Origin of the sequence: Inquilinus sp. CAU 1745, assembly GCF_039839375.1 — a bacterium.
GTDB lineage: Bacteria > Pseudomonadota > Alphaproteobacteria > DSM-16000 > Inquilinaceae > JBDOQU01.
Genome location: NZ_JBDOQU010000001.1, coordinates 400,268 through 413,592 on the forward strand (window position 1 = coordinate 400,268; position 13,325 = coordinate 413,592).

Sequence of the window (13,325 nt, forward strand, 5' to 3'; positions counted from 1 at the left end):
GAAGGTCGGAGCGGCCCCTAATAGGTCACGGCCTATGATGCGCGACATTTGTCGGGCGGCCGCGAGAGGGGATGACGAGGGTCGATCAACAGCTTGCTTTCGGAGCGGATCGCCTGCCATCCCCACCGAGATCAGGCCGCGATGCCCGGCACCGGCGTGTTGAGCAGCTGCTGCTCCCACAGATAGGCGATGGCGCTGCCGCCGAGATGGTTCCTGAGGGCGTCGTTCAGGGTGGTCGCCGTCTCGGCGCGGGCCCAGTCACGTTGCCATTCGGACGCCAGAGCCAGCCAGGTCATCATGTTTATGCCACCCGCGATCATGCGCTGGATCGCGACCTCGTGCGCCTCGAGCGACGTGCCGCCCGAGGCATCGGTGATTACGGTCACGTCCCAGCCTTCGCCGGCGGCCTGGAGCGCCGGCATCGCGACGCAGATCTCGGTCCAGAGACCGGCGATGATCAGCTGCTTGCGGCCGGTCGCCTTGACCGCGTCCACGACCTTCGGATCCTCCCAGGTGTTGATCGTCGTGCGGTCGATAACCTCCTGGTCGGGGAACACTTCGGTGACATGCGGGAAGAGGTCGCCGCCCCGGGCGGCGATGACGGTAGTCAGGATCGTGGGCACGCCGAACACCTTGGCGCACTTGGCCAGCGCGGTCGTGTTGTTCACCACCATGTGCGGGTCATGGCTGTTCAGGTTCGCGAGCTGGTAGGGCTGATGGTCGATCAGAACGAGGACCGAATCTTCGGGACGAAGAAGCGAGTCAAGGCCGTTGCGGAAGGTCATTGTGTCATCCTTTGCATCTGAGAAAGAGTCGAGCTCTGGTGGCTGAACCTAGAGAACATGCCTGAGCAGCGCGGCGCGGAAGCTGCCGCGAAAGTGCCAGTCTTGCGGTAAAGGGACCGGGGCGGCGGTCACGCGAGCGCTGACCGTGTTATCGCTGAACCCACGTAGCGGAACGCCACCGATCGTGCCGACAGCCGCGAAATTGTGCGCCCGTCTGGTTGCCGATCAAGTATTGTGGGGCTACCACGGAGCCAGATGAGCTGGCGCGCTCGGGTGGCGGCCCCGTCGGGCCGCGCGCGCAGATCGCCATTTCAATAGGAGGCGCAGCAATGACGGTGCCTGCCTATTCGTCTTTCACCCAATGGTACAGTGAAGGCCGCCTCGCGTCCTATGTGCGCACGATGAAATCCCCTGGCGGAATCCTCAATCTGCTTGAGGCGGAGCAACCGGCCGGGGACATGTCCGACCCTGCCGTGCCGGATCTCATCCTGTATCAGGACCTGCTCGGCGGCAGCCGTGTCAGCGGCGACATGGGAGGTGGGCGTTTCGATGTGACGAGCGAAAAAGGCGGCTTCTTTCTTGCTGCGCCGAACTTCGCCAATACGGTCATGGTCGACGCCAGGCATCAGCTTCGCAGCTTGTCGTTTCCTACGGCGCAGTGGCAGAAAGTGCTCGATGAAGCCGCCGACGGCCGGTTGTCGTTGGAACGCCTGCAAGTCAACCGAGGGTTATTTCACTCACCGTCCATTCAGTCGGCGCTCCGGAACTTATGGGTTTTGTGTGAGGAGGAAGGGGCGCCGTCGCGTCTGCTGGCGCGGGCCGCAGGCTGCGAGATCATGGCCGAGTTGTGTCGGTTGAGCGGAGCACCGTTCGCGCCGGCGAGGGGCGGCCTTGCTTCTTGGGCAGAGCGGCGCTGTCTGGAGCTTATCCGGGCGCGGCTTTCGGAAGACATCGGCCTCGACGAGCTGGCAGCCGAAGCGCAACTCTCACCTTTTCATTTCGCACGCATGTTCAAGCAGAGCGTCGGCGTTCCGCCACGGGTCTACCTGACGCGACTGAGATTGGAGAAAGCCTGCGAACTTCTCGAACTGACGGACCTTCCGGTCACGGAGATCGCCCAGGAGGTCGGGTACTCGTCGAACCAGGTACTCGCCAGGGTATTCATCAAGCATCGGCACATGAGCCCGACCGACTATCGCCGGGCAGTTCGCGATCCGGTGCGCTCTATCGCGACGCAGTGACTTTCAGTGGCGCCACCTGCCGCCAAAAGCCCCGGTTCCGGATCGGGCATCCTTAAGCGGACCTGGTTTCGCCTCAGCCGGAAGGCGTGATCTGATCGTCGTCTGCCTGCGCGATGTCCAGCCCCGTCCAGTGGGCCGCGAACGCCAACATGTCGGCGTGGAGGCCAATGACCTTGTCGAGCGGCACCCCTGCGCCGTGGCCGGCGCGCGTCGGCAGCGGAATTACCGACAACCCGCAATGGGGAACGGCCATTGCGATCTGGGAGCGGAGCATCGTGCGCCCCGGAAACGTTACTGCTCGCCCGAAAGCACATTGGCCAATGCGCTGCCGATCGCAGCGATGGCCTCATTGCGCTGTTCCATCGTCGCCTCGGTCTGTGTGATGTATATTGCAGCAACTATGGGCGCTCGCTCCGGCGGCCAAATAACGGCAACGACGCCACGCGAGCCGTGACCGCCCGCACCCGTCCGGTCGCCTATGCGCCAGTCTCCGGGGATGCCCGCCCGCAGCAGCGGACCGCCGACCTCGTTGCCTACCAGCCATCCTGTCAGTTCCTCGCGCGAAGATAACGACAGTGTGTCGCCCAGGACGAGCTTTTCGAGCGAAGCTGCCATGGCTGCCGGAGACGACGTGTCACGTGGATCGCCGGGCGTTCCTTCGTTGAGAGCGGTTTCCCAGCGATCCAGCCGCGTCGTTTGATCGCCGAGGGACCGCATGAACGCGGTGAGCGCCTCTGGCCCACCGATTGCTTCCAACACCTTGTTGGCAGCCGTATTGTCGCTTGTCCGCATCGTTGCCGCGCACAGCGCGCCGAGACTGACCTCCTGTCCCACCCAACCCTCGGTGACGGGGGAGTAGGTGACAATGTCTTCCTGGGCGACGCCCACGCGCCGATCGAGGCTCTCGTCGCCCGCATCCTGGCGCGCAAGAAGCGCCGCGCAGGCCAGGACCTTGAACGTGCTGGCTATGGGGAATCGTTCATCGGCCTTGTAGAGCCAGCTTTCGCCGCTTCCGGTATCGCGGATAGCCAGGCCTACGCGCGCGTCGAGCCGAGACTCTGCCTGTCGGGCCGCATCGATAACCGGGTTATCGGCCGCCGTCGCCAATTGCGGACCGATGGCGCAGAGAAGAAAGGATAGCAACACCAGAGGTTTCTTCATCGACGTGTTTCCTTTGCCGGTTTGTGAAGATGGATTTCGCGCTCATCCGGAATGCGAACCTGTCAGCCACCGGGCAGGTGGCAGGCGCTGCTCGACCGATATCCGGTTTAGTTTTGCTGAGATCTTTGGCTCAAGCAGGCTCTCAATTGAGCGGCCGAGTTGCCTGACCCGCTCTTAAAGATACTGACCAAGGAAACTACGGATGAATCGAGCAACTTCACTTGCGTGTGTTTCAAGTGCGAAATGACCGGTATCGAGCAGATGAACCTGGGCATTGGGAAGGTCGCGCTTATAAGCCTCCGCACCTGCGGGGATGAAAGCCGGATCGTGACGCCCCCAAACCGCGAGCAGCGGTGGCTGATGATTGCGGAAGTAAGCCTGAAATTCGGGATAACGCTCCAGATTGCTGCGATAGTCCAGGATCAGGTCCAACTGAATCTCTTCTGCGCCCGGTCGAGACATCAAAGCGATGTCAAGCAAGTAACCGTCGGGGGCAAGCCGGTTCGGGTCCGTACCAGTGCGATACTGCCAGTTCTCGATCACGCCGGCCGAAAGCGATGCGCGACAGGCCTCCCGGTTTTCGGGATTGGGGTCGCGCCAGTACGCTTGCCAAGGTCCCCACTCGTCACTGAAGCCATCAAGGTAGGCGTTGCCATTCTGGCTGATCAGAGCCGTTACGCGCTCGGGATGCGTAGTCGCCAGCCGGAATCCGACTGGGGCTCCATAGTCGAAGACATAGAGGGCATAGCGGTCGAGGCGAAGAGCCTGCGTAAACCCATCGATGACCTGAGCGAGGTTGTCGAATGTGTACTCGAAAACGCCACGTTCCGGGGCCTCGGTTTGGCCGAAGTCCGGCAGATCCGGAGCAATCACGCGATATCGATCGGCGAGCAGTGGAATAAGCTCGCGAAACATGTGGCTCGATGAGGGGAAGCCGTGGAGCAGAAGGAGGACAGGAGCGTTCTTTGCGCCCGCCTCTCTGTAGAACACCTTCACATCTCCGACCTGTTGAGTTCTGTAGTTCACAGACATCGCATTCTTCCTGGATGGATTCGGATAACCTCGGGGCGGCTCGGGCACCGGGATGCCACTCATCATGAACCGCCGAAACTGGTGGTTGACGACCAGATTCTGCCTGCGGCCACGCCCCCGAATGGCCGATCCCGCGGATCCGCCGATCTTGGGCCTCTTGCCCAGTATCTTCTCGTCAGTGGCGAACGAAGGCCAGCAGGTCAGGGTTCACCACCTCGGGGTGCGTGGCGAACAAGCCGTGTGAAAGACCCGGATAGGTCTTCAGCGTTCCGTCCCGCACCAGCCTGACTGCCTTGTGTGCCGAGTTTTCGATCGGGACGATCTGGTCGTCTTCGCCGTGCAGAAAGAGGATTGGAACGGTGATCGCTTCCAGATCGTCAGTGAAATCAGTCTCGGAAAATGCCTTGATGCAGTCGTAGTGTGCCTTCGCGCCGCCGGCCATACCCTGACGCCACCAGTTGTCGATCAGGCCTTGGCTCACCTCCGTACCCTTGCGGTTAAAGCCATAGAACGGGCCATTCGGAATACTCTTGTAAAACTCCGCGCGGTTCCGGGACAGTGCCTCGCGAAATCCGTCGAAGACCTCCATCGGAATACCGTTCGGGTTCTTGTCGGACTTGACCATCACCGGGGGGACAGCGCCGATCAGCACGGCCTTGGCGACACGGCCCGGCTCGGCCTGGGCGGCATAGCGAACGACCTCGCCCCCGCCGGTCGAATGGCCGATATGGATGACATCTTGAAGATCCAGCGCCTTCACTATTGCCGCGACATCCGCGGCGTAGGTGTCCATTTCGTTGCCGGTGTCGGTCTGGTCCGATCGGCCATGGCCGCGCCTGTCAGCTGCGATTACGCGATAGCCTTGAGACAGGAAGAACAGCATCTGGCTGTCCCAGTCGTCGGCGCTCAGCGGCCAGCCATGGTGAAACATCACCGGCTGCGCGCCTTTCAGGCCCCAGTCTTTGTAAAAGAGGTTGGTGCCGTCGGATGTGGTGATTGTGGCCATGACAGATTCCCTTCCGGTTGAGCTTGAGCAAATTCCTGGAAACGGCAGCGTCAGGATGGCGCCATGGCGCCTGTCGCGAGCGGTGTCGACGGTTGGGCCGTGCCGTCCTCTTGCAAACAGGTTCCATTCCGAACGAACGCGCTCGGTGGTTCCAGTCCGATGACCGTAGCAAGCGTTTGAACAAAGCGCGGCGCGGAAGCTGCGGTCCAGTTGCCGATCTTGCGGGCTAAGCGCGGCGCGGTTCATTTCAGCGCATTCGCATGACCTGCCATTGGTGACGGCGGTACGTGACGCTCCATCTTTTCACCGAGGCTGACTGCCTCGAATTTCACGAAACATCGAACTCTCGTTCGGACCTCGGCGAGTGAGCGGCCGCAGTTTCGCCGGTAGGCGGGAAAAAGCGCAATATTGGCACCTGCGCAGCAGCCCCCGCACCGCATCGTCGCGGCGTTTCGGTAAGATCGATTCAACGCCGCGATCAACTGCCCTGCGATCCTCGGCGGCGCGAGTCTCGGAGGACCAGAGGGAGCGTAGGCGGATCACCCGCCCGCTTCGGCTCTAACGCATCGACGTATTTCGATACAACGAAAGGAAGACAGCATGTCCGACACAATGAAGGCCGTCGTCCTGACCCGGTTCGGCGGTCCCGACGCGTTCGAAATTCAGACCCTTCCCGTCCCTTCGGTCGGCTCGCGGCAGGTTCGCGTTCGCGTCCACGCCACGGCGATCAACCCGCTCGACTATCAGATCCGTCGTGGCGACTACGCCGATTACGTGCCGCTGCCGGCCGTGATCGGTCACGACGTCTCCGGCGTCGTCGAGGCCGTCGGTGCGGATGTCACCGAGTTCGCCCCCGGCGACGAGGTGTACTACACGCCGAAGATCTTCGGCGGCGCCGGGTCGTACGCCGAGGTCCATGTCGCCGACGTCGATCTCGTCGGCCGCAAGCCCCGCAACCTGTCGCATGTCGAAGCAGCGAGCCTGACGCTCGTGGGCGGGACCGTCTGGGAGGCCATCGTCAGTCGCGCTGGCCTGCGCGTCGGCGAGACGATCCTCATCCATGGCGGTGCCGGCGGCGTCGGAACGATCGCGATCCAGATCGCGAAGGCCATCGGAGCACGGGTCATCACGACTGCACGCGCCGACAATTATGATTTCGTCCATGCGCTCGGCGCGGACGATGTAGTCGACTACTCCTCTACCGACTACGTCGATGCCGTGGGCGCGCTTACCGGCGGGCGCGGAGTCGACGTCGTTTTCGACACGATCGGCGGCGATACTCTGACGAGAAGCCCGCTCGTGCTTGCGCCGTTTGGGCGCGTCGTCTCGATCGTCGATATCGCGGCGCCGCAAAACCTCATCGAGGCCTGGGGGCGGAACGCCTCCTATCACTTTGTCTTCACCCGCCAGAATCGCGGCAAGCTCGACGAACTGACGAACCTTGTCGAACGCGGGCTCGTGCGGCCGGTGATCGGCGCCGTCCTCCCCCTCGAACGCCTCGCGGAGGGGCACGAGGTTCTGGAGACAGGCGCTCGCCGCGGGCTGCGAGGGAAGGTCGCGATCGATGTCTCGGGCGAGGCAGAGACGATTGTGCCGCCGCTCGCAGCCGCAGCGTGATCTGTTCGGACGGCCCGAGGCGTGCTCGGGCCGTCCCCCCTCCAGAGAGCCAGCATGGTCATCGAACTCGCGATACTGCGCGTCCTGCCGGGCAACGGGCCCGCCCTTGAGGACGCCTTCGACGCGGTCCGTCCGCTTCTCGCCGCCGCGGACGGCCACCTTCGCCACCGTCTCGTCCAAGCGATGGACGAACGGGACACCTTTCTCCTCGAAGTGGCGTGGCGCGATCTCGAGGCGCATGTGAATGGCTTCGAGCCGAGCGAGGCGCACGCCCACTTCATGGCGGCGCTGGAGCCGCTACTTCGCGAACAGCCGGTCGTGATCCACGTCCCGCACGGAGCCGCGCCATGACCGTCAGAACGCTATTATTGGAGGTCAAATGAGTTGGAACCCAGCAATCGAACCGGGCTGTCCCGACGAGGGCGGGATCGACGCGATCGAAACCCTCATCGTCCCGCGTTCCCGCGACCTTGGCGGCTTCGAGGTCCGGCGCGCCTTGCCGGCGCCCAAGCGGCAGATGGTCGGGCCGTTCATCTTCTTCGATCAGGCCGGACCGGCCGAGTTGCTGACCGGACAGGGCATCGATGTCCGTCCGCACCCGCATATCGGTCTCGGAACTGTCACCTACCTTTATCGCGGTGACTTTCATCACCGGGACAGCACCGGCGCCGACCAGATCATCAGCCCCGGCGCGCTGAACTGGATGGTTGCAGGCCGCGGCGTCACCCATTCCGAGCGTACCTCCGAGGCCGCCCGGAAAGGTCCGAACGGCCTTTTCGGCATCCAGACGTGGCTGGCCCTGCCAGACGCGCACGAGGACGTCGCGCCGAGCTTCGAGCATCACGGCAAGGACAAGCTGCCGATGATCGAGGACGAGGGCATCTCGGTCCGGCTCATCCTAGGCACCGCTTATGGCGAGGTCGCGCCCGCCAAGATGTTCTCCGAGACCTTCTACGCCGACGTGACGCTCGAGCCCGGGCGCCGGCTGCCGATGCCAGACGATCATGAGGACCGCGGCATCTACATCGTCGAGGGCTCCATCTCGATCGCAGGCCAGACGTTCGAGGCGTCACGGATGATGGTCTTCCGCCCCGGCGACAGGATCACGGTCGCGGCCGGCGACCGGGGAGCACGGCTGATGATCCTCGGCGGCGCCACGCTCAGCGGACCGCGCTACATCTGGTGGAACTTCGTCGCCTCGTCCCGCGAGCGGATCGAGGCGGCCAAGGCCGAATGGCGCGCCGAGGACTGGGGGCAGGGTCGCTTCGATCTGCCCATCGACGACCGGGCGGAGCACATACCACTGCCGGACTGAACGGCGCCACGGAAACTGAAGGAAGGAACCGCGATGACCCGCAACTGGCCCGAACTCGACTACCTCGGCTGGCGCGAGACCTGCTCCGCCCTGCATCTCTATCTGCAGATCGCCGGCAAGTATCGCCTGGCGCACACCCCCTGGCTCAACCATTCATGGAACGCGACCTTCTACGTCACGCCGATCGGCCTCGCCTCCTCGCCCATCCCGGACGGTCCCGGCATCGAGATCCTGTTTGACCTCCGGGAGCACAGGGTCGTCGGCACCTGCGGCCACGGGAGCCGGGCGTACTTCGATCTCGGGCCGACCACCGTCGCGAAATTCCACGCGAGCTTCGTGCAGCTGATTTCGGAACTCGGCGGTACGCCGACCTTCAATGGGCAGCCGAACGAGGTACCCTATCCGATTCCGTTCGCCGAGGATGATCGCGACCGACCCTATGACCGTGAAGCCGTTCAGCGCTTCCATCAGGCATTGATGGCGGTCGACAGGGTTCTCAACCGGTTCCGCACCTCGTTTCTCGGCAAGTCCAGCCCCGTTCATCTGTTCTGGGGTGCTCTCGACCTGGCGGTCACCCGCTTCTCGGGCCGGCGCGCGCCGCTACACCCGGCGGGCATTCCCGCCTTGCCCGACGACGTGGCGCAGGAGGCCTATGACCGCGAAGTGTCCTCGGCGGGCTTCTGGCCGGGCGGCAACGGTATCGACTATCCCGCCTTCTACGCATACGCCTATCCGGCGCCGAGCGGCTACCGGGCCGCGACCGTCCGACCCGATGCCGCGTTCTGGCACGAGGGTTTGTCGGAGTTCGTCTTGCCTTACGACGCCGTCCGGTCGGCGGCCGACCCCGACGCAGACCTCATGGCGTTTCTCGTTTCGACCTATGAAGCGGCTGCCGACCTAGGCGGATGGGACCGCGCTCTTCTGGAATGTGCGCATGGACAGCCACGTCAGGTACGCCCGCCGGATGCGGCGTTGGCGAATGATGCGCCTTCAGTTGGCGGCGAAAAGGTCGAGCGGGAAGACGGCGCATCCAAAGGGCGCTACCGGATCGTCGTCGATGACGTGGAAGCCGAAATGACCTACAGCCGAGCCGGTGACGGGCTGATTATCATCGACCATACCGAAGTTCCAGCGGCCTTACGTGGCCGAAAGATTGGCGAGCAACTGGTGCGACAGGCGGTCGAAGATGCCCGGCGCGAAAGAATCGCCATCGTTCCGCTTTGCCCTTTCGCAAAAGCGCAGATCGACCGCCATCCAGAGTGGCAAGATGTGCTGCAACAGTCATCGCTTGATCCGAAGACGGTGGGCACGAGCGATACAGCCTCGACAAGCGCAACAACGTCGCCGCGTCGGCCGAGCTGATTGAACACGGCCACGCCCCGCTCAGGCCGCGCCGGATCAATAGACGAAGTAAGAACGTCGACAGTGCATCAGTCGATTTTGTACGACCTTATCGTAGCGCAATAGCGAAGGAATAGTTCGCAGATTCGACTTGCGTGGCCCACCGGATGGTAGTCGAACTGCGAGCGACTGCAGCGCGCTCCCGAGCGCTCCGTCGCGCGGCCGCGAACCATTTCGCAGGCGGCGGACCACGCGGGATTCGAACCTCTTGAGCAACTGAGGAGTCGGCAACACGCCTCGTGCCGAAACATTCCGCGCCCTGTCTTTGCACTACTACGCCCCGTTTCATCTTCCTTCGCGGACGATCCGCTGCATTCTTTGGAAGGCAGTCAGGAGATCGCGATGCCCAGCCAAAGATCAAAAGACTTGCCGCGGACCATCCGACGGCATGAACTCAAGCAGATCGTACCGCTCGCGGACACCACTATTTACGAAATGGAGCAGCGCGGTGAGTTTCCACGCCGCTTTGCTCTTGGCCCACGCTGCGTCGTTTGGGACCTCGCCGAGGTCGAAGCCTGGCTCGCCTCCCGAAGAGGCAAGCAGGTTTCTCCCACGAACCACCCTGACGTCCGGCTTCGCAAGACCCGTCCCGTCAGAGGCACGGATCGAGCAGCGGGGTCGCCATCGCCGGAGGCGTGATGACCGGAGCCCGCTGGCGGCCCTGAACCCAAGCGTCTACCAGATCAGCCCATTCCTGCATCATGTGGCGGCGCTGATGTTCGTATTCGGCCTTGTTATAGACGCCACGTGACGACCTTCCGTCCTCATGAGCTAAACACTTCTCGATCCAGTCACTGTTGAAGCCAAGCTCGTTCAGGATTGTGGACCCAGTCCGCCGCAAATCATGAACTGTGAAATGCTCCAGTGGCAGGCCTTCATTCTGCGCGCGCTCGATGACAGCTTGCGTTACGCGATTGAAAGTTGCGCGCGACATCGGCGCATCCGCGTCGTACCGAGACGGTAGGAGGTAGCGAGAATTGCCGGCACACGTCTTCAATGCGATCATTATGTCGAGCGCCTGCCGCGCCAAGTAGACGTTGTGCGGTCGCGACCGCTTCATTCGCTCCTTCGGAATCGTCCAGACCGCATTCTCGAAATCAACCTCATCCCATGTGGCGTCCTGCAGCTCGCTCTTACGCACCATCGTCAGAAGAAAAAGATGAACGCCGAGCCGGATCGTCGGCAGTGTCGCGACGTGTTCAATCTGTTTGAGCAGTATGCGGATCTCAGCTGCGGACAGTGATCGATCGCGCGGCTTGAACGTCGCAATCGATGCTGGGCCGACTTCGTCGGCTGGGTTCTTCACTTTCTCCCCGTGCAGAATCGCGAAGCCGTAGATTTGCTTCACAATGTCCCGAACGTGTATGGCCGTGGCCGGCGCACCGCGGTCGACGATCCTCCCGCAGAGATCGCGCAGATCGTCCGGCAGTATCTCAGTCAGCAGTCGCTTCTGCCAGACGGAGCGAAGCTCGCGCTCGAAGATGGAGCGACGCATCGCTCGCGTGCTGTCGGCCATCGGCGCTTTCTGAAACCAGCGCTCCCCGAACTCGCCGAAGCTCTTCGCCTCTTTCAGGCGCCGCTTCAGGCGTTGCTTCTCCTGTGCAGGAGAAAGACCCTCCCCGACCATTCGTCGGGCGTCGATGCATTTCTCGCGCGCACGGGCCAGCGAGAGATCGGCAGGTCCGTAGCGACCGAGAAGCACGGTCTCTCTTCGCCCGTTGAGGCGGTAATCGAGCCGGAACGTGATCCGGCCGGATGGAGCGACGTGGACGTACATCCCGTCGCGGTCGCTGACTTTATAGGGCTTTCCCTTGGGCTTGAGATTTTTGAGGGCAACATCGGTGAGCATGGCGGTTCCTTTCGCGAATACCGTCAGCTCAGTCCGGTGCCTCCACCTCCTCGTCTTTCTAGCTTTATCAAAGTGATAGGCCAGAAAAACTACCGTCAACTGGGCTTGTGACGATGACGGTATCCCCGAAATGCGAATATGGCAAGCCCATCGCGACCCGTCACCCAGTCCGTCGACCGACTTCTTTGCAGGATGATAGTGAGTGAATGTGTCTGAAGGTATTTCTAATTCATATCAACGGATTATAGGAAGTTTTCCGATAGCTGCCGATCGTCTCCGGCGGTTCGGAATCATTCCCATTCAATCGTCCCTGGCGGTTTTGACGTAATGTCATAGGTGACTCTATTTATCCCCTTGACCTCGTTTATGATCCGGGTCGCCACACGGCCGAGGAAGTCGTGGGGGAAGGGGTAGTAGTCGGCGGTCATGCCGTCGGTGGAGGTGACGGCGCGCAGCGCGCAGGCCCAGTCGTAGGAGCGGCTGTCGCCCATCACGCCGACGGTGCGCACGGGCAGCAGCACGGCGAAGGCCTGCCAGATGGCGTCGTAGAGGCCTGCGCGCTCGATCTCATCCAGATAAATCAGGTCGGCCTTGCGCAGGATCGTCAGCTTCTCCTCCGTGATCTCGCCGGGTACGCGCACTGCCAGGCCCGGTCCGGGGAACGGGTGGCGGCGGATGAATTTCTCCGGCAGGCCCAATTCCCGGCCGAGCGCCCTCACCTCGTCCTTGAACAGTTCGCGTAGCGGCTCCACCAGCTTCAGCTTCATCCGCGCGGGCAGGCCGCCGACATTGTGGTGGGACTTGATGGTGACGCTGGGGCCACCGGCGAACGACACGCTCTCGATCACGTCGGGATAGAGTGTTCCCTGGGCCAGGAAATCCGCGCCGCCCAGCTTGCGCGCCTCCTCGTCGAACACGTCGATGAACAGCGAACCGATGGTCTTGCGCTTGATTTCCGGGTCGGTCACGCCGGCCAGGGCCCCGAGGAACCTGTCGCCGGCGTTCACCCGGATCAGCGGCAGGTTGTAATGTTCCCGGAACATGGCGACCACCTGATCGCCCTCGCTCTCGCGCAGGAGGCCGGTATCGACGAAGATGCAGGTGAGCTGGTCGCCGATCGCCTCATGCAGCAAGACGGCGGCGACGGCGCTGTCCACACCGCCGGACAGGCCGCAGATCACCCGCCGGTCGCCCACCTGCTCCCGCACCTTGGCCGCCGCCTCCTCGCGGAAGGCCGCCATGGTCCAGTCGCCCTCGCAGCCGGCGACCCGGCGCACGAAATTCTCCAGAAGCTCCTTGCCGCTGGGGGTGTGGATCACCTCGGGATGGAACTGCACGCCGTAGAACCGGCGGCTGTCGTCGGCGATGGCCGCGAAGGGCGCGCCGTCGCTGGTTGCCACCACGCGGAAGCCGTCGGGCAGCCGGTTCACCCGGTCGCCATGGCTCATCCAGACCTGCTCCCGCTGGCCCGTCTCCCACAGCCCGTCGAAGAGGGTGCAGGGTTCCTTCACGTCAAGGAAGGCGCGCCCGAATTCCCGATGGTCGCCGGCCTCCACCGCGCCGCCGAGTTGCGCGCACATCGCCTGCTGACCGTAGCAGATGCCCAGCACCGGCACGCCGAGAGCGAACACGATCTCCGGCGCGCGGGGCGTCGTTTCCTCGGTTACGGAGGCCGGTCCGCCGGAAAGGATCACGGCCTTCGGCGCGAAGGCCCGGACCCGGTCGTCGGCCGCGTTGTTGAACGGCCAGATCTCGCAATAAACGCCACATTCCCGCACCCGGCGGGCGATGAGCTGCGTCACCTGGCTGCCGAAATCGACGATCAGAACGCGGTCATGATGCTGGGGAAGGTCGGAGATATCGGACATCGTGTCAGCGGTCCCTGCTGTCGGAAGGGCCGCAAGCTATAGCGGCCCAA

At 63.1% G+C, this 13,325-nt stretch carries 12 protein-coding genes and 1 pseudogene; 6 read left to right on the forward strand and 7 right to left on the reverse strand.

Annotated elements, in window-relative coordinates; all coding sequences use genetic code 11:
- Positions 1-131: 131 nt before the first annotated feature.
- Positions 132-785 (reverse strand): hydrolase, encoded by a 654-nt coding sequence (locus tag AAFN89_RS01955; protein WP_347535336.1) that lies wholly within the window; start codon positions 783-785, stop codon positions 132-134.
- Between the two features lie 329 nt (positions 786-1,114).
- Between AAFN89_RS01955 and AAFN89_RS01960 the strand changes: the two genes are divergently transcribed.
- Positions 1,115-2,026 (forward strand): AraC family transcriptional regulator, encoded by a 912-nt coding sequence (locus AAFN89_RS01960; RefSeq protein ID WP_347535338.1) that lies wholly within the window; start codon positions 1,115-1,117, stop codon positions 2,024-2,026.
- A 73-nt stretch (positions 2,027-2,099) separates the two neighbouring features.
- Here AAFN89_RS01960 and AAFN89_RS01965 read toward each other — a convergent pair whose 3' ends face one another.
- From AAFN89_RS01965 to AAFN89_RS01980, 4 genes and pseudogenes are all read right to left on the reverse strand, one after another.
- Positions 2,100-2,300 (reverse strand): hypothetical protein, encoded by a 201-nt coding sequence (locus tag AAFN89_RS01965; RefSeq protein ID WP_347535340.1) that lies wholly within the window; start codon positions 2,298-2,300, stop codon positions 2,100-2,102.
- A gap of 17 nt (positions 2,301-2,317) precedes the next feature.
- Positions 2,318-3,094, reverse strand: a pseudogene (gene bla / locus AAFN89_RS01970) (class A beta-lactamase); the annotation flags it as partial.
- 267 nt (positions 3,095-3,361) lie between these two features.
- Entirely contained in the window at positions 3,362-4,219 is an 858-nt protein-coding gene (locus AAFN89_RS01975) for an alpha/beta hydrolase (RefSeq protein WP_347535342.1), read from the reverse strand.
- A gap of 175 nt (positions 4,220-4,394) precedes the next feature.
- Positions 4,395-5,225 carry an alpha/beta hydrolase gene (locus AAFN89_RS01980; RefSeq protein WP_347535344.1) on the reverse strand — a complete coding sequence of 277 codons (831 nt, stop codon included), beginning with the start codon at positions 5,223-5,225 and terminating at the stop codon, positions 4,395-4,397.
- 600 nt (positions 5,226-5,825) lie between these two features.
- On the opposite strand from AAFN89_RS01980, the gene AAFN89_RS01985 reads away from it, so the two are divergent.
- From AAFN89_RS01985 to AAFN89_RS02005, 5 genes are all read left to right on the forward strand, one after another.
- A complete protein-coding gene (locus AAFN89_RS01985; protein WP_347535346.1) occupies positions 5,826-6,842 on the forward strand; it encodes a zinc-dependent alcohol dehydrogenase family protein in 1,017 nt (338 codons plus the stop codon).
- A gap of 54 nt (positions 6,843-6,896) precedes the next feature.
- Positions 6,897-7,193: an antibiotic biosynthesis monooxygenase gene (locus tag AAFN89_RS01990; protein WP_347535348.1), complete on the forward strand. Its 297-nt coding sequence runs from the start codon at positions 6,897-6,899 to the stop codon at positions 7,191-7,193.
- A 28-nt stretch (positions 7,194-7,221) separates the two neighbouring features.
- Positions 7,222-8,157, forward strand: a complete 936-nt coding sequence (locus AAFN89_RS01995) for a pirin family protein (protein ID WP_347535350.1) — start codon at positions 7,222-7,224, stop codon at positions 8,155-8,157.
- A 33-nt stretch (positions 8,158-8,190) separates the two neighbouring features.
- Positions 8,191-9,519 carry a DUF5996 family protein gene (locus AAFN89_RS02000; RefSeq protein WP_347535352.1) on the forward strand — a complete coding sequence of 443 codons (1,329 nt, stop codon included), beginning with the start codon at positions 8,191-8,193 and terminating at the stop codon, positions 9,517-9,519.
- 381 nt (positions 9,520-9,900) lie between these two features.
- Positions 9,901-10,197: an AlpA family phage regulatory protein gene (locus tag AAFN89_RS02005; RefSeq protein ID WP_347535354.1), complete on the forward strand. Its 297-nt coding sequence runs from the start codon at positions 9,901-9,903 to the stop codon at positions 10,195-10,197.
- On the opposite strand, the gene AAFN89_RS02010 is transcribed toward AAFN89_RS02005, so the two are convergent.
- The gene (locus AAFN89_RS02010) at positions 10,151-11,407 is read right to left on the reverse strand and encodes a tyrosine-type recombinase/integrase (RefSeq protein WP_347535356.1); all 1,257 of its coding nucleotides are present in this window, start codon (positions 11,405-11,407) and stop codon (positions 10,151-10,153) included. The two genes, AAFN89_RS02005 and AAFN89_RS02010, sit on opposite strands and share 47 nt — an antisense overlap.
- A 290-nt stretch (positions 11,408-11,697) precedes the next feature.
- Positions 11,698-13,275, reverse strand: a complete 1,578-nt coding sequence (gene guaA / locus AAFN89_RS02015; RefSeq protein WP_347535358.1) for a glutamine-hydrolyzing GMP synthase — start codon at positions 13,273-13,275, stop codon at positions 11,698-11,700.
- Between the last annotated feature and the right edge of the window lie 50 nt (positions 13,276-13,325).

What these genes read in the sequence shown, in the direction of transcription:
- AAFN89_RS01955 (WP_347535336.1), bottom strand. Translation starts at nt 785, where the DNA reads ATGACCTTCCGCAACGGCCTTGACTCGCTTCTTCGTCCCGAAGATTCG.
- guaA (WP_347535358.1), bottom strand. Translation starts at nt 13,275, where the DNA reads ATGTCCGATATCTCCGACCTTCCCCAGCATCATGACCGCGTTCTGATC.
- AAFN89_RS01975 (WP_347535342.1), bottom strand. Translation starts at nt 4,219, where the DNA reads ATGTCTGTGAACTACAGAACTCAACAGGTCGGAGATGTGAAGGTGTTC.
- AAFN89_RS01995 (WP_347535350.1), top strand. Translation starts at nt 7,222, where the DNA reads ATGAGTTGGAACCCAGCAATCGAACCGGGCTGTCCCGACGAGGGCGGG.
- AAFN89_RS01960 (WP_347535338.1), top strand. Translation starts at nt 1,115, where the DNA reads ATGACGGTGCCTGCCTATTCGTCTTTCACCCAATGGTACAGTGAAGGC.
- AAFN89_RS01965 (WP_347535340.1), bottom strand. Translation starts at nt 2,300, where the DNA reads ATGCTCCGCTCCCAGATCGCAATGGCCGTTCCCCATTGCGGGTTGTCG.
- AAFN89_RS01990 (WP_347535348.1), top strand. Translation starts at nt 6,897, where the DNA reads ATGGTCATCGAACTCGCGATACTGCGCGTCCTGCCGGGCAACGGGCCC.
- AAFN89_RS02005 (WP_347535354.1), top strand. Translation starts at nt 9,901, where the DNA reads ATGCCCAGCCAAAGATCAAAAGACTTGCCGCGGACCATCCGACGGCAT.
- AAFN89_RS02010 (WP_347535356.1), bottom strand. Translation starts at nt 11,407, where the DNA reads ATGCTCACCGATGTTGCCCTCAAAAATCTCAAGCCCAAGGGAAAGCCC.
- AAFN89_RS01985 (WP_347535346.1), top strand. Translation starts at nt 5,826, where the DNA reads ATGTCCGACACAATGAAGGCCGTCGTCCTGACCCGGTTCGGCGGTCCC.
- AAFN89_RS01980 (WP_347535344.1), bottom strand. Translation starts at nt 5,225, where the DNA reads ATGGCCACAATCACCACATCCGACGGCACCAACCTCTTTTACAAAGAC.
- AAFN89_RS02000 (WP_347535352.1), top strand. Translation starts at nt 8,191, where the DNA reads ATGACCCGCAACTGGCCCGAACTCGACTACCTCGGCTGGCGCGAGACC.